Genomic DNA, 14,970 nt, shown 5'->3' with positions numbered 1-14,970 from the left:
CGGCAATGCCCAGCAGTGAAAGTCCAAAAAAGAGTAAGAACAGCGACACTTCACGTGTCTAGCAGCTTCAACACAACCGCGCGAGACCAGTTAGTCCGCAATGGGTCCAACAGCGGACCAACGTTGGGATGCCCGACCTCAGGCGAATACTCTGCGGCGGTGGCGAATGCTGGAGGGCGAGCGCCCATAGAGTTCGCGAAAGACGGCGTTGAACCGGCGCACGCTGCCAAAGCCAGCTCGGTAGGCGATCTGGGCCAGTGGTTCAGTCGTCTCGTCAAGTAGGCGCTTCGCCCTCTGTACACGCCTGGTCTTCGCGACCTGTTGGGGGCTGGCCCCGACGTACCGTTCGAACAGACGCGCAAGGTGGCGCGAGCTTACCCCGAGCCGATCGGCCAGTGCGGCAACCGAAGCGTCATCCAAGGCGCCACCATCGATCAATTTCAAGGCCCGCGCGACTGTCGAACGCGTGCCATTCCAGGCAGCACAGAAGGGCGCGGTCTCCGGACGGCAACGCAGGCAAGGTCGGTACCCCGCGGCCTCGGCGGCCGCTGCAGTTTGATAGTAGGTCACGTTACGGGTCAACGGCTGCTTCACCGGGCAAACCGGGCGGCAGTAGATTCCCGTGGTCTTCACTGCCGTGTAGAAACGGCCGTCATAGCGGGGATCGCGCTGCAAGCGCGCGGTGTTGCATACCTCAAAACTGAGCATGACTCATTTTACCGCAGGCCGCAGCCAGAAGAATAGCCCTGAGATGATCAGGTCCGATTCCGGCCAGCGATATCGGTGCGCCCTTCTTATAGAGAAGGTCCAACTTCGCTGAGCACTTGGAGAAGCAAAAATGAACAGCACGAATCCTAAAGAGATCGTCATCAATGCCTGGAAGACTTTTAAAACCCGTGATGCGCAGTTGATCGCGGAGCTGTTTACTCCCGATGCCGAATGGATCGCACCGGCTGGAAATGCCACGGCGGTCGCTCTCAAACACACCGACCACATGATTGGACCGGACCAAATCGCACAGTTTATTGCCTCGGAAATGCATCATCTGTTCTCGAACGTCGACATCTCGTTTCGGGGCATTCATGCCGATGGCGATACTGTGATCGTCGAGGAGCGAATGCGAGCCACTCTTCCTGGAGGCAAGCCCTACGAGAATGACTATTGCTTCGCTTTTGTCCTTTCCGGCGAGCGGATCAAGCTGGTTCGCGAATACATGGACACCCGAAAGGGCTGGCAGATGATTTTCGAGCCGCTTTAAAGGCTGCTTTGGGTCACAAGCGGTCCTCGACCGGCTGCGCAGGGCAGGTCAGCTCTGGGCCACGAACAGACTCCTTTGCTCTTGCCGTGTCCAAGAAAAGCCGCCTCGCGGCGGCCAGATGTCGGAAATACATTTCGATCACTACGCTAGTGCGGACTGCCGCAGAGCCTAGGCTACAATCGGCCGGTGACCCGGTAGACTCGCGCCTCGCCTTCGACGCCGCGCAGCGGCGCCTCGAACTCCTCGACATGGTGGCCCGCCAGCAGCTGGCGAACAGCGGGCGCGGTGTAGAGTGCTTCAGTGAGACAGATTTCGCCGGCGTCGGCGAATGATTGCACCCGCGCGGCAATATTCACGGTCTGGCCGAAATAGTCGAGATTCTCGTTGAGGGTCACGGCGATGGAAGGACCGCAATGTGCCCCCATTTTGAGAACGACGGCGGGCTGGCCGTGCTTGGAGTTGAACTCTCCGATGTCCCGCAGAATGTGCAGCGCTGCCTCCACGGCATCCACCGGCCGGAAAAACGCAGCCATGACGGCGTCGCCGATGGTCTTCACGATGGCACCGGCATGCCGATGGGCAATTGCGTCGAGGAGAGCGAAATGTTCGCGGACGAGAGCATAGGCATTAAGATCCCCGAGGCGCTCGTAGAGCGCGGTCGAACCCTTCAGGTCCGTGAACAGGAACGTCACCTGCCGAACGCCGAGGCCCTCCTCCTCATCTACGCGCTCTGAGCGGAAGAGCTTGCGGAACGTCTGACGCGTCAGCAGCATCCCGCCCGAGACGTAGGGATCGAATTCGAGGGTCGGCTTCTCTGGCATTTCCAAGATTTCAGGTGGCCAGTTGATCAGGAGCAGCGAACCGCGCTTAGGGCCGGTGTTGCTGATCTCGAAGATCACAGGCCCCGACGGCACGGCCGAAACGGCGGGCGTGAACCGCTGCCCGTCATAGGTGGCACGAACGATCGTCGGAGTATTCGGCATCTGCACGGCAGTGGGATCGAGCGCGACCGGGAGCGTAAAGCCCGCCTGGGTCTGGACATTGACGCCTGAGACCGCGCCCGGCCCAATATCGGTCTGCAGCGTCGTTGTCAGACCGGACGGCAGATAAGTCATTCCGCGAACGAAACCGCGCAAGACATCGACAAATCGAGTCTGTCCGCCGGGCAGCCGTCCGCTGTTGGCGAACTTGAGCTTCCAGTGCAGATCTTCGATCGAGAGATTGTCGACGTCATACAAGGCGAGGTGCCGAATTTGCGGCGAGACGGAGAAGGACACTTCGATGAAGTCGTCGAGTTCGGTGTGACCCTCGATATCGCAAAGCCCGCAGACGAAATGGCTCCGGAGCGCACGGAGCCTCCCGAAGCTTTCCAGCACCAGACCCGAGTGGGGGCAGAGAATGTCCCAATGCATGTCGACCAGCCCGGCGCGAGCGGCATGGAGAAACAGATCGATCGACTCCGGCTCAGCCACACTGCGATCACGGGCGAACGCCAGCGGATTGGCGCGGTACAGGCTGACCTCGTCACCACTGCGAATCAGCGTTTCGAACTTGGAGATTACGCGCGGGCTCCAAGTGCGGGCCTGCTCGATCTGCGTCATCTTGCTTTCGAGAAGACGCTCGTCAATGGATGTCATCGATCAGCTCCTGACGATGGCAATCTATCAGCTTCGCCCGGTCCTCGCGAGCCATCCGATGCCGCACGGCCTATTGCACTGCAAGGATTTTCAATCCACCCATGTCGCTTATGGGTCAAAGTGCGAAGAACTCAACCTGAGCAAATCTACTCCGCCATGCCTCGCTGGATGGACCTCAATATGGTGCGCCCACGACGTCGCTGAAGCCCCAAAAGCTGACCCGTATATCGGGAGATGCCGCGCATTGCAGTGAGTCCGATCACATGCAGGAACGGTGGTCTGCTCCAACAGGGCCGTTTGAGAAGGGTAGCTTCCAGCGAGGGGACAGAATGGAGAAGTATGGAGGGGCGCCATCGAGGTGCGTGACTATGACCCCGACTGGCCGGTTCGTTTCCAGCAGGAGTGCCGTCGCTTGCGATTTGTGGTCGGTCCGGCGCTCAAGATCGAACACATGGGCAGTACGTCTGTGTCCGGCCTCTCGGCCAAACCGATTATGGACATCTTGGTCGGCCTCCCGAACTTGTTGCGCGCGAAGTCCACGTTTGTGAGGCCATTCGCGCAACTCGGATACACCTACATCCCCGAGTACGAAGCATGGTTACCTGGTGAACTGTTTTTTCGGAAGAGGATGCCTGGACCCTGGACACACCATCTTCACATCATGGAGCAATGCAATCCACGCTGGAGAGATTCCTGCTGTTTCGCGACTACTTGCGCTTACACCCGGAAATCGCTGCCGCGTACGGAAGCCAAAAGAAATCGCTCTCGGATGAATTTGGCAAGAACATCGAGGGCTTTCGCAAAACAAAACATCGGTTGTGAGGGAGATAACCGACAAGGCGCTATCAGCATTCGGGAAGTATTGTTTGCGCTGCCACAGCGACGGGATATGCCGTGCGGCGCTGCTAAGATGTCCGCTTCGGGTCCACAAGCGGGAATGCCAACGAGCAACTCCTTGCTCGAGCCTCACAGCGCAAGGCACGGGTGGAGTTCTCTCCCTTCAGGCGCTTGGCAGGGACCGAGTAAGGAGCTGCCGGCGAGCCTTCTTCAGATCGGTCGCCAATTTTATTTTCTCTCTCAAAACGAGGATTTCGGAATATTCCTTTTGGATCTCTGGGCGGGTGCGAAGTGCTTCAAGCTGCTGGGCGGTCAGTTTCAGTATCGCGGCAATATGCGTACTCTGGATGTGGTGCATGGCAATCAAATCCGCTGTTGGAAAAAACGGAACGGCACGATACAGCGAACTGCGGTGCGGCGTCGCTGGAAATAAACAGCCAGCCTTACTGTCGTTTTTTTTGCAGCGCGTCACTGCCCTCATCAGGTGGGGGGCTGCCGTCTGCTCATAATGAATTTCTTGACCGCATGAATCGTGCGAGCAAGCTGTCGCGGCCGGCGACTACGCGGCGGCGTGACTAGCACAACGAAGAGCAGGTTCAGCAGCAGCCAGCAGCCGACCGCGATGAAAATGTACTTCATAACTCCTCAAGGGTGCCCTCGGAAGAGCACTGCAAGAAGAGCGGCAGCAACAATCGCGAGCCAGATCATCGAAACAACGAAGCTGGCGAAATGCCAATCTACGTCGCGGCGCCTGGTCTGCATTGTGTCTCCTTCCGGAGGCCGTGTGTCGTCGTCTCAGCGGCCTCTATCGTCCTTGCCGTTGGGGCTGCCGTCTCCGCCGCCGTTGCCCCAGCCGTTGTTGCCGTGATGGTGATGGTCGTCGTGGACCGCGCCTGCGCCCGACTTCGCGATCGCATCCGATGTAAGGGATGTCGACAGGAGTAGGGTGATGGCTGGAGGTGTCACCGCCGCGAACTTTCCGCAGGTTCTTAAGAACTCGCGACGGTCGTCCTGATCTGGCATGCGTTTCTCCGTCCAGAGATAAGCCTAAAAATTAAATCACAATAACTGAATTAAATCAATTTAATTTCGTTCCAGAAGAAAGCGGCCCGCCCACTCGTCAACTCCCTCAGGGGAAGCTCGACGCGCTGGAGTCCGCTGTGGTCACAAGCCGCCGACCACGCCGAAGGTGGGAGCTTCCGCTTTGCCTTGGTAAGCCGACGTTTATGAGGTCACGTCCTCGGCGAGAGCGGCTTCGACCGCTCGGCTCGGCGGCAGGCCAAGAGCAGGTCAGGAACTCGCGGAGGCGTTGCGGATTGGCTCTGTCGGCCGGACTGAGTGCCTCCAGCGAGACGGCTATGGCGAGCGACCGCAACACATTCCTCGGCGTCGCGGCGTGCGACCTTGCCCAGCCTCTAGGCGAAGCCGACATCGTCATCTTCGGAGCTGCCGACGCCACGCCGCATGTGAAGGGCAGGACCAGCCATGCCGCGAATGGCCCAGCGGCCATTCGCAATGCTTTGCGCGTTTATCAGACCGACCTTGCCAGGTGGGATTTCGACCAAGACGGAATCCTGCTCGACCCGGAGCAAATCCGGGTCGTCGATGGCGGCGATCTTGCCACGTCACCCGAGGCCCCCGAGCAAAACCGGAATGCAATCAGGACCGCCACCAGGAAGATCCTGAAGTCCGGCGCGGTACCCATGCTGCTCGGCGGAGATGATTCTGTCCCCATACCGTTCTTCGAGGCGTTCGAAGACACGGGCAAGCTGACGATCCTGCAGATCGACGCGCATCTGGATTGGAAGGACCAGCGCGACGGCTCAGCACATACGTTTTCCAGCACGATGCGGCGCGCCAGCGAGTTGCCTTGGGTCGAACGCATTGTGCAGGTCGGTTTAAGGGGTATCGGTGGCTCGGGCCTGCAGGAGCTCAGTTGCGCGCGGAACTGGGGCTCCAGGATTTTTACAGCACGAGACGTCAAAAGCCGGGGCGTTCAAGCCGTCCTGAGTGCAATCGAGGACAGCGCGAACTGCCTGATCACGATCGATTGCGACGGCCTGGATCCGTCCGTCATTCCCGGCGTGCTGCTGCCGCAGCCTGGCGGCTTGTCCTATTTCGACGTCATAGACCTGATCGCGGGCGTCGCCTCGAAGGCCAGAATTGTCGGTCTTGATCTGGTCGAATTGGTGCCGGAGCGTGATCCGCAGAATATTGGGGCGATCTGCGCAGCGCGGATCATCTGCAACGCCATTGGACATATCGCCAACCAGAAACGCTAGCCGGTGGGCATGTGTCCGAGCGCCTTGCGGATCATCGCGGCGAGCTGGTTGCGGCGGTAGGGTTTTGTCAGCAGCATCACGCCGTCGTCGAGCTTGCCGTGGTGGACGATGGCGTTGTCGGTATAGCCGGAAGTGTAGAGCACCTTCACGCCGGGGCGGATCGTCGCCACCTTGTCGGCGAGGTCGCGTCCGCTCATGCCGCCGGGGATGACGACGTCGGTGAACAGCAGATCGAACGGCTGGCCGGCCCGGATCAACTCCAGCGCGGCCTTGCCGTCGGGCGCGGCGACGGTCTGGTAGCCGAGGCTCTGGAGCTGCACGGTGACGAAGTTGCGCACCAGCGGATCATCCTCGACCACAAAAATGGTCTCGGCGCCACCCTCGGCCGGCGGTGCGGCAGAGGTGACTGGCTCGGTCATGCCTTCGCCCGGCGGCAGATAGAGCTTGATCGTGGTGCCGTGGCCTTCCTCGCTGTAGATCTTGATGTGGCCGCCGGATTGCTTGACGAAGCCGTAGACCATGGAAAGGCCGAGGCCGCTTCCCTTGCCGACCTCCTTGGTGGTGAAGAACGGCTCGAACGCCTGCTGCTGCACCTCGGCCGGCATGCCGGTGCCGGTGTCGCTGACGGCGAGCATCACGTAAGGGCCGGGCCGCACGTCGGGATTGCTTTGCGCATAGGCCTGGTCGAGCACGACGCGGTGGGCCTCGAGCAGCAGCTTGCCGCCGTTCGGCATGGCGTCGCGGGCGTTGATGGCCATGTTGAGCAGGGCATTGGTGAGGCGGGACGGATCGATGTGCGCGGTCATCTGACCCTGTTCGAGCACGGTCTCGATCTCGATCTGCTCGCCGAGGGTGGGGCGCAGGAGTTTCGCGATGTCCGCGACCGCGGCGTTGATCTCGACGTTGCGCGGCTGCAGCGGCTGCCTGCGCGCGAAGGCGAGCAGATGCTGGATCAGCTCGGCGCAGCGTTCGGCGGCCTCGTCGATCAGGCGCGCCACACGCTGGAGCTCGGGCTGCTGCTTCAGGCTTGCCACCAGCGTCTCGGTATTGCCGGAGATCACGGTCAGCATGTTGTTGAAGTCGTGCGCGACGCCGCCGGTGAGCTTGCCGATGGCATCCAGCTTCTGCGACTGGTACAACTGCCGCTCGGTCTCGCGCGAGGTGGTCGCGTCGTGATAGACCAGCACCGCGCCGGAGACGTTGCCTTTCCCGTCCAGCATCGGCCGGCCGCTGATCATGAGATGACGGGGAGCATTGCCGCTGTGCGGGCGGACGATCATCTCCATGTTCTCGAACGGCTCGCCGCGCAGCACGCGTGCCGACGGCAGCTCGTCGGGCTTGAGCGGGGTGAGGCCGTCGCCGTGAAGCACGGTGGACATCGCGCGCAGATTGCGCAGGTTCATGCCGGTCCGGTGCAGCAGCATGCGCTCGGCGGCGGGATTGGACAGAAGGACATTGCCCTCGGCATCGATGACCAGCACCGCCTCCGCCATGCTGTGAAAGGTGCTCTGGAGCACGTTGACCGAGAGGCGCAGCTCGTCATGCGCGGTGACCAGATGCTCGGTGCGCTCGGCCACGGCGGCCTCGAGCTGCTGCTTGGCGGCCGTGGTCTCCATTAGCGTGCTCTTGAGTGCGCCCTCGCTGCGCCGGCTCTCGCGCATCATCATCACGACCAGCAGCAGGATCACCAGCGCGCCGGCGACGTCGATGCCGAGCAGCACGATTCCGGTGCGGCGCGAATCCTGGGAGCGCGCCGCGAGCAATCGTTCTTCCTCTGCGCTCAAATGGTCGAAATTGCCCATCACCGTGTCCATGAGGCCACGGCCCTCGCCCTTGCCCTGGACTGCTGCAATGCCGGCCTGATCGTTTCCGGCGCGCAGGCGCATCACTTCGGCGGCGATCTCGATCCGGCGCAGCGCCAGCGGCTCGGTGCCCTCGAGCAGCGCGACATGTTCGGGAGTGTCGCGCACGCTGCGCTTGAGATCGGCGAGTGCCGGTGCGATCCGGGCGTGCACCGCCTGGAATTCTTCGCTGAAGCTCGGGTTGCGATAGATCTCGTAGCCACGTGCGGCGCTCTCGGCACTGCGCATCAGCACGCGCAGGTCGGAGATCTTCTTCAGCACCTCGACGGTGTGATTGACCCAGGCCGCATCGGACCGTGACTTGACGTCGAGGCCGATCGAGGCCGCGGTGATGATCAGGAGGATGGCAAGTCCAGCACCGAGAATGACGCGCTGCGTTGGGATCAAGGGACTTCTTTCTTGTCCTTCGGCTGCGAGCCATCGCCCGGCACGGCGATGCATTCCCGGATCGTGGTCAGCAGCGTGTCCGGCGTGAACGGCTTGCGCAGGCAGCGGGTCGCGCCAAGCTCCAGCGCCATCCGGAGGAAGTCGGGAGAGGGCGAGGCGGATGATGCGAAGGCGTAGCCGGACATCGCGATTAGCGGAACCGCCGGCGCGCGCTCGTGAAAGATGCGAATGGACTCGAAGCCGCGCATATGCGGCATGAAGATGTCAACCAGCATCACGTCGAAATTCTGTGTTTCGAGCGCAGCCAAACCCGTTTCTCCGCCGTCAGTCAACGTGACGTCGAAGCCCTGACGTTGGAGGAGGACCTCGATGGTCGCGCCGACCATCGGATCGTCATCAACCACGAGAATGCGCGGCATGACACTTCCCAGTCATCGAAGTCCCCACAGCCAAGTTGATACAGGTGAATCGCGCGTCGGGTCAATTTGGGATTGGATAAGGGTAGATATGCACGGTGCGGTGAATAAAGGTCCGCTCGCATCGATTGTACGCGACACTTGCCGATGACGAATACGAGGCGAGCGAAACAGGTGAGGCGCCTGAATGAAAAAGGCGCCGCATCGCTGCGACGCCTTCTTCTTCAAGTGTTTCAGGTCGTGTTACGGGCAGGGATGACGCTGGCCGTCATAGCCCAGATAGGTGCCGGACGCCGGATCGTAGGACTTGTAGCGCTGCGCGCAGTAGGCCGCGGAGTCGCCGCCGCCATCGGGGACCACGGCCACTGTCGGTTCATCATAGTAGCTGTCGCCGTAATAGTAGGGGTCGTCGTAATACCCGCCGCCGTAATAGGCGTACGAGCCGAGGCCGCCGATCGCAGCGCCGGCCGCGAACCCGGGCCAAAAGCCGCCGCCGTGACGATGATGCCAGTGACGACCACTCCAATTGCCGCCACCGCCCTGCCAGTTGCCCGCAGTCGCGACGCTGCGTGTACCGCTGTAGGACGGCGAGAAGGCCTGTCGGCTCACCGTACCCGCTGCGAAGCTGCCACCGCCCGGACGTACTGCTGCGCCGGCCTCGAAATTGCCGCCGCCGCCGCCGATCCGCGCGCCGCCGAAGTTGCCGCCGAAGTTGCCGCTGCCCATGCGGGCGCCGCCGCCACCGAAATGTGCCCCGCCGCCGCCGCCGCCACCGAAGCGTGCTCCGCCGCCGCCGCCACCGAAGTGTGCTCCGCCGCCGCCGCCACCAAAGTGTGCTCCGCCGCCGCCGACCGCTGCGGCCCGACTTTGGGCAAAGCTCGGCGTCGCCAACGGGATAACCAATGCCACTGCCGCAGCCGTGCTCAAGACTTTCAGACTTTTCATGATCAAAACTCCTTTTCCCGGAAGCAAACCCCATGAAAGGGCCGGAGTTCCTGGGATCACGGGGGTTTGCGTGCGACGAAAAGTTCTCATGGCGACGCTGTATCCGGCATGAACGGATCGCGTCCGATTTGCGGCAGCGTTCCGTGCCGGGGACCGCATCAGCAGCGGGGCATTGCCGCCCGCGCCGAACTGGACATTTCGCCGTCCGGATGGCATCAGGACCCGACGAAGCAGGGCCCTTGCCGCATGAAACAGTTCTTCCTCAAGTTTTTCACCTGGTGGAATGGCCAGACGTTTGGCACCCAACTCTGGACCAAGCGCTACGGCGAGCTGGTCGGCCAGGACGAGCAGGGCAACCTCTATTATCGCACCCGCGGCGGGGCGATCGACCCGGTGCTCGGCTTCGAGCGCCGCTGGGTGGTCTATAACGGCTACGCCGAGGCCAGCCGTATCCCGCCGTCCTGGCACGGCTGGATGCATCACACCGTCGACGTGCCGCCGACGCAGGACAACTACCAGCCGCGCGAATGGGAAAAGCCGCACCAGCCCAATCTCACCGGCACGGCCAACGCCTACCGTCCCGCGGGCTCGACGCTCGCCAGCGGCAAGCGGCCGAAGGCGACCGGCGACTATCAGCCCTGGACGCCGAGCTAGCCTTCCGATTCCCGTCTCAACCCTTGTCGTGGGGGTGGATGCACCCGCATCCGCCTCGCTTTGCTGTGGACAACGGGAACAGCGGGGATGAGTGCTGCGCGGGCATTGCAGCCACGCGGGCGATGCGGCTCAATGGTCGCATCTTACGGAGATGGGAGACCATCGCGTTCGGTTCGGGCAACAGTTCGCGACTGTCCCGAAATGCAGCGGCCGCCGACCAGGACTCGATCGGGAGATAGGCCCCCGGTCTGGAAGCTCCGAAATCGCCCGATGAAATGTGCAGCCGCCGTAAGACAGGAAAGGCCGCTCGGGAAACCGGGCGGCCTTTTTCTTTGATAGAGGGACGACTGGATTTCGCGTGCCCCGGACGCTGCGCGGCACCGCTACGCGATGCATCGCGTCCGGGACACGAGAGTGGAGACTAGGTCATCCGCTCGGCCGCACGCTTCACCGCCTCTAGCCGGCGCGCCTGACCCTGCGCGCCGCGCTCTTTTAGTAATGCCAGCACCTCCGCCGGCGCGGTATCCGGCGAGCCTGCATTGAACGGCGGGGCCGGATTGTATTCGAGCTGAAGCTGGATCGCCTCCGCGGTGGTGCGATCGACCATGATCGACACCAGGGTCAGCGCGAAATCGATTCCCGCGGTGACGCCGCCGCCGGTGATGCGGTTGCGGTCGACGCAGACGCGCGTCTTGGTCGGCGTCGCGCCGAACTGAGCGAGCATCTCCATCGCGCTCCAATGCGTGGCGGCGCGATAGCCCTTCAAGAGGCCGGCGGCGCCGAGAGCCAGCGATCCCGTGCAGACCGAGGTGACGTATTTGGCACCCTCGGCCTGCCGGCGCAGGAAACCGAGCACCTCCTCGTCATTGAGCAGATCGTTGGTGCCGCCGCCGCCGGGCACGCAGATCACGTCGAGCTGCGGGCAGTCGGCGAATGTCGTGGTCGGCGTCAGCGTCAGCACGGAATCGCTCGGCACCGGCTCGACCCGTTTCCAGATCAAATGCAGTTTTGCGCCGGGCACGGAGGAGAACACCTGCAAGGGGCCCGTGAAATCGAGCTGGGTGACGCGCGGAAACACCAAGAGACCGATCTGGAGCGGGGACGACATGAGAGCCTCCAATTATGAGCTTGACGGAAGCAGCCTCTCATGATGCCTTTCCGTCCAGAATGGCATATTTCCCTCGCTTTCGGACATGACCATGATCGGCATCCTGATCTTCCCGGACTTCCAGTTGCTCGATGCGGCCGGCCCGATCTCCGTGTTCGAGATCGCGGCGCGCTGCACGGGCAAGACGACGACCGGGATCCGCGTGCTGGCGGTGAGCGCGGGGCCGGTGCGCAGCTCGTCGGGCGTGGAGATGATGGCGCGCGACTTCAAGTCGGCCAATGCGATCACGACGCTGGTCGTGGCGGGAGGCGCGGGCGTGACGGATGCCGCGCGCTGCGAGGTCACGCGCGCCTTCGTGCAGCGGCTGGCGCGGCGCGGCATGCGGGTCGCGAGCGTCTGCTCGGGCGCCTATGTGCTCGCCGAAGCAGGCCTGCTCGACGGCCGCCGCGCCACCACGCATTGGGGACGCACGCGGGATTTCGTCGCGCGCTATCCCAAGGTGAAGTTCGAGCCGGACCAGATTTTCACCCGCGACGGCAATGTGTGGACGTCGGCCGGCATCACGGCCGGCATCGACCTTGCGCTCGCGATGGTGACGGAGGATCACGGTGAGCAGATCGCGCAGGACACGGCGCGGCAGCTCGTGCTGTATCATCGCCGCAGCGGCGGCCAGTCGCAATTCTCGTCACTTCTGGAATTGAAGACGCCGAACGGCCGCTTCGGCGCGCTGCTGTCCTGGGCGCGCGAGAACCTCGACGCTCGCTTGACTGTCGAAGATCTCGCCGACCGCGCCGGCATGAGCGCGCGGCATTTTGCCCGCGCCTTTGCCGCCGAGACCGGCACGACGCCTTCGAAGGCCATCGAGCGCTTGCGCATCGAGGTCGCGCGCGAGCGCGTGCAGTCCTCGCGCGAGGCGATCGAACTCGTCGCGGAGACGACCGGTTTCCGCGATCCCGAGCGCATGCGGCGCGCCTTCATTCGCGCCTTCGGCCAGCCGCCGCAAGCGCTGCGGCGCGCGGCAAGGGCCGGGTAGGGAGAATTGATCGAGTTGGAGAGCCCGCTTGAGCGGGTGAGCACACTTGGATATTTGAGCAGACTTGCATATTGCGCGGCATTTCGCCCTTTGGACCCGGAACGGACCTCGTCAAGCGAATGCACCCGTTGTAGACGATGTGTACAACACGTACCGTCGCCGATCCGATGCAAGGAACCCCAATGACCGATCGAGAAAAGATTCTGATTGCCCTTCGCGAAAAACCTCTGAAGACCTTCGAAGTCATGAAGCGCGTGAACATCAAGAATCAGGACGACTGCCAATCGCTCCTGTTGAAGATGCGTGACGAAGGCGCCGTGAAGTTTGATATTCACAAGGGACATTGGCGCGCTGCGTGACGACATTCGCTGGGTCACCAGCGGCCTCGCGATGGCAGAGCGGACATGACTTGCGTGTTGGCAAGGCTTGCGGATTGGTTCAGCCCGATGCGGCCTTGCCGCCGGTCGCCGCAGCGCCCGAGGCCTGCGCGCGCGCCGTCAAGCGCCGCGCGATCGGCATCAGCATGTAGGGCGCCAGGTGAATGGGAAACTGCGTCATCGCGAAATAGAGCCAGGTGGTGGGCGGCAGCGCGCCGGCGGTCGCGGCGAGCATCAGGCCCAGATTGCGCTGTGACACCATCAGCCCGAGCGCCAGCGCGCGCTCATAGCCGATGCGGCGGAACAGCAGCGTGGTCACGGCGAGCAGCGTGAAATAGATCGCGAAGGCGAGAGCCGCGAAGCCGATGGTGGAGACCGGCCGGGCGACGAGATCGCTCGCGACGTCGCCCATGATTGCGGTCGCGAAGACCAGCAGGATGACGATGTTGAAGCCGTCGATCGGCTGCCTGTGGCGCTGGATCGCGGCCGCGCCGAAGATCTGTCGGATCACGGTGGCCGCCAGCAGCGATGCGGCGAGGATGCCGAGCAGCTTCAAGCCCAGCGCAGGCGGCGAGATGCTGAGCATGCCGTCGAGGAACAGGCTTGCGAACAGCGATGCCGTGAACGGTACCAGCGCCGTCGCGCTCACCAGCGTGACCAGCACCAGCGTGGCGTCGAGGCCCATCAGCGCGGCCAGCGCCGGTGCGGCCATCATCGGCGAGGCCATGCTCTGCAGCATCAACGCCAGGGCAAGGTCGGGCGCGCGCGCCGTGAGCCCGGTGACATGGACGATCAGCCCGATGATCACAGGCACGCCGATCATGGTCCAGACGGTCGCGGTCGCGACCAGCGCCGGCCGGCGCAGATGGCCGGTGAGCGCGGCAAGGTCGACCCGCATGAAGGAGATGCAGAGCAGAACGAAGATCGCCTCGGTGACGTAGGGGCGCAGCAACGCCCCGAGCGGCGGCACCGCGAGCGCGATGAACACGACGGCGGCCACCGCGCGGGTGCCCTGGCCGCCAAGCCATGTCAGACCGCGCAGGGGGAGGGCGAATATGCTTTGAAGAACAGGCGGCATCGGGAATGGCGTTTCAGGCCAATCCTTTCAGCCACGCGCCGATCTCGCTTACGGCGACATTGGCCTCTCGCAGCAATTTCCCCATCGTGAGAAAGCCGTGGAACTGGCCGGGATAGTGCTTGTAGGCCACGGCCACGCCGGCCTGCCTCAGCCGCTCGGCATATTCGTCGCCTTCGTCGCGCAGGGGATCGGCACCGGCGGTCAGCACATAGGCCGGCGGCAGGCCGGCCAGGTTTGTCGCCCGTGCCGGCGAGGCGCGCCAGTCGTGGATATCGGCGGCGCCGTTGAGATAATGGTCGCGGAACCAGCGGATCACCGAATGCGTCAGCAGCACGCTCGTCTCGGGTTCGCGGTGAGAGCCGTGCGTCATGGCGAAATCGGTTGCCGGGTAGATCAGCAACTGGCCCGCGATGGCCGGACCGTCGCCGTCGCGCGCGGCGAGCGCGACGACTGCGGCGAGATTGCCGCCGGCGCTGTCGCCGCCGATCGAAAGCCGGGAGGCGTCGATGCCGAGTTCGCGCGCGTTGGCGGCGACCCATTTGGTCGCGGCGATCGCGTCATCGATGGCGGCGGGAAATTTGTGCTCGGGCGCGAGGCGGTAGTCCACCGAGATCACGATCAGCGCGCCGGCGTCGGCGAGCTGGCGGCAGACGACGTCATGGGAGTCGAGATCGCCGATCACCCAGCCGCCGCCGTGGAAGAACACCAGCGCCGGGGACAAGCCATCATACCGGCGCGGCTCTTTCGGAACATAGAGGCGCGCGGGAATGGCGCCGTGCGGTGCCGGGATCGACAGCGGCGTGACGCGCGCGAGGTCAGGTGGCTCGGGATTGGTCGCAAAGCGCGCCTGCGCGTAATAGGCCCGCGCTTCCGGCGCGGTCAGGGTCTCGTAGGCGGGCCGGCCGGCCTCCTGGAAGGCCTTGTAGACGGCGGCGGCATCGGGATCGAGCACAACGGGCATGGGGAGCGACCTCTGGGTTTCCAGTTATCGTTGGAGTTCTTTTCGGGGGCGGGCCGCCTCGGCCGCCGGAAGCGTGCTCGACTATTCCATCCGGGGGCCGATCTGGCCAGACCGGGCCGGGAAGGGCAGGGATGC

The 14,970-nt window shown here is 63.3% G+C and carries 15 protein-coding genes and 1 pseudogene; 6 read left to right on the top strand and 10 right to left on the bottom strand.

Annotation, left to right across the window (positions count from 1 at the left end; translation table 11 throughout):
• Positions 1-138: 138 nt before the first annotated feature.
• Positions 139-708, bottom strand: a complete 570-nt coding sequence (locus AC0L23_RS01760) for a bifunctional transcriptional activator/DNA repair enzyme AdaA (RefSeq protein ID WP_085353539.1) — start codon at positions 706-708, stop codon at positions 139-141.
• A gap of 130 nt (positions 709-838) precedes the next feature.
• On the opposite strand from AC0L23_RS01760, the gene AC0L23_RS01755 reads away from it, so the two are divergent.
• Positions 839-1,258 (top strand): nuclear transport factor 2 family protein, encoded by a 420-nt coding sequence (locus AC0L23_RS01755; RefSeq protein ID WP_085353538.1) that lies wholly within the window; start codon positions 839-841, stop codon positions 1,256-1,258.
• A gap of 173 nt (positions 1,259-1,431) precedes the next feature.
• Here AC0L23_RS01755 and AC0L23_RS01750 read toward each other — a convergent pair whose 3' ends face one another.
• Entirely contained in the window at positions 1,432-2,895 is a 1,464-nt protein-coding gene (locus tag AC0L23_RS01750) for an adenylate/guanylate cyclase domain-containing protein (protein WP_085353537.1), read from the bottom strand.
• A 358-nt stretch (positions 2,896-3,253) separates the two neighbouring features.
• On the opposite strand from AC0L23_RS01750, the pseudogene AC0L23_RS01745 reads away from it, so the two are divergent.
• Positions 3,254-3,717: pseudogene (locus AC0L23_RS01745) on the top strand (GrpB family protein).
• A gap of 178 nt (positions 3,718-3,895) precedes the next feature.
• On the opposite strand, the gene AC0L23_RS01740 reads toward AC0L23_RS01745, so the two are convergent.
• Entirely contained in the window at positions 3,896-4,204 is a 309-nt protein-coding gene (locus tag AC0L23_RS01740) for a hypothetical protein (RefSeq protein ID WP_244561577.1), read from the bottom strand.
• A gap of 323 nt (positions 4,205-4,527) precedes the next feature.
• Positions 4,528-4,755, bottom strand: coding sequence for a hypothetical protein (locus AC0L23_RS01735; protein WP_085353535.1), 228 nt, complete (start codon positions 4,753-4,755; stop codon positions 4,528-4,530).
• Positions 4,756-5,090: 335 nt separating this feature from the next.
• On the opposite strand from AC0L23_RS01735, the gene AC0L23_RS01730 reads away from it, so the two are divergent.
• Positions 5,091-6,014 (top strand): arginase family protein, encoded by a 924-nt coding sequence (locus AC0L23_RS01730; RefSeq protein ID WP_085353534.1) that lies wholly within the window; start codon positions 5,091-5,093, stop codon positions 6,012-6,014.
• On the opposite strand, the gene AC0L23_RS01725 is transcribed toward AC0L23_RS01730, so the two are convergent.
• The 3 genes from AC0L23_RS01725 to AC0L23_RS01715 all read right to left on the bottom strand — a co-directional run bounded on the left by AC0L23_RS01725 (position 6,011) and on the right by AC0L23_RS01715 (position 9,624).
• Complete coding sequence (locus AC0L23_RS01725) at positions 6,011-8,263, bottom strand: CHASE3 domain-containing protein (protein ID WP_085353533.1); 2,253 nt, start codon at positions 8,261-8,263, stop codon at positions 6,011-6,013. The genes AC0L23_RS01730 and AC0L23_RS01725 overlap by 4 nt on opposite strands.
• Positions 8,260-8,682, bottom strand: a complete 423-nt coding sequence (locus tag AC0L23_RS01720; RefSeq protein WP_085353532.1) for a response regulator — start codon at positions 8,680-8,682, stop codon at positions 8,260-8,262. The genes AC0L23_RS01725 and AC0L23_RS01720 overlap by 4 nt, the downstream gene beginning before the upstream one ends.
• A 240-nt stretch (positions 8,683-8,922) precedes the next feature.
• Positions 8,923-9,624, bottom strand: a complete 702-nt coding sequence (locus AC0L23_RS01715) for a BA14K family protein (RefSeq protein ID WP_473356760.1) — start codon at positions 9,622-9,624, stop codon at positions 8,923-8,925.
• Positions 9,625-9,870: 246 nt separating this feature from the next.
• Here AC0L23_RS01715 and AC0L23_RS01710 point away from each other — a divergent pair, with 246 nt between their 5' ends.
• Positions 9,871-10,278, top strand: a complete 408-nt coding sequence (locus tag AC0L23_RS01710; RefSeq protein ID WP_026232746.1) for an NADH:ubiquinone oxidoreductase subunit NDUFA12 — start codon at positions 9,871-9,873, stop codon at positions 10,276-10,278.
• Between the two features lie 421 nt (positions 10,279-10,699).
• On the opposite strand, the gene AC0L23_RS01705 is transcribed toward AC0L23_RS01710, so the two are convergent.
• On the bottom strand, positions 10,700-11,386 hold the full coding sequence (locus AC0L23_RS01705) for a DJ-1/PfpI family protein (RefSeq protein WP_085353530.1): 687 nt from the start codon (positions 11,384-11,386) through the stop codon (positions 10,700-10,702).
• A 91-nt stretch (positions 11,387-11,477) separates the two neighbouring features.
• On the opposite strand from AC0L23_RS01705, the gene AC0L23_RS01700 reads away from it, so the two are divergent.
• The gene (locus AC0L23_RS01700) at positions 11,478-12,419 is read left to right on the top strand and encodes a GlxA family transcriptional regulator (protein ID WP_085353593.1); all 942 of its coding nucleotides are present in this window, start codon (positions 11,478-11,480) and stop codon (positions 12,417-12,419) included.
• 182 nt (positions 12,420-12,601) lie between these two features.
• Positions 12,602-12,778 carry a hypothetical protein gene (locus AC0L23_RS01695; RefSeq protein WP_018454491.1) on the top strand — a complete coding sequence of 59 codons (177 nt, stop codon included), beginning with the start codon at positions 12,602-12,604 and terminating at the stop codon, positions 12,776-12,778.
• Between the two features lie 79 nt (positions 12,779-12,857).
• On the opposite strand, the gene AC0L23_RS01690 is transcribed toward AC0L23_RS01695, so the two are convergent.
• Both AC0L23_RS01690 and AC0L23_RS01685 read right to left on the bottom strand, forming a co-directional pair.
• The gene (locus tag AC0L23_RS01690; protein ID WP_085353529.1) at positions 12,858-13,874 is read right to left on the bottom strand and encodes a Na+-dependent transporter; all 1,017 of its coding nucleotides are present in this window, start codon (positions 13,872-13,874) and stop codon (positions 12,858-12,860) included.
• A gap of 13 nt (positions 13,875-13,887) precedes the next feature.
• Positions 13,888-14,835, bottom strand: coding sequence for an alpha/beta hydrolase (locus AC0L23_RS01685; protein ID WP_085353528.1), 948 nt, complete (start codon positions 14,833-14,835; stop codon positions 13,888-13,890).
• Positions 14,836-14,970: the final 135 nt, after the last annotated feature.

This window comes from Bradyrhizobium sp. MI1.4, from assembly GCF_055811315.1.
Note: the sequence above shows the minus strand (reverse complement) of the source record. Positions and strands in the feature narration are given on the sequence as shown.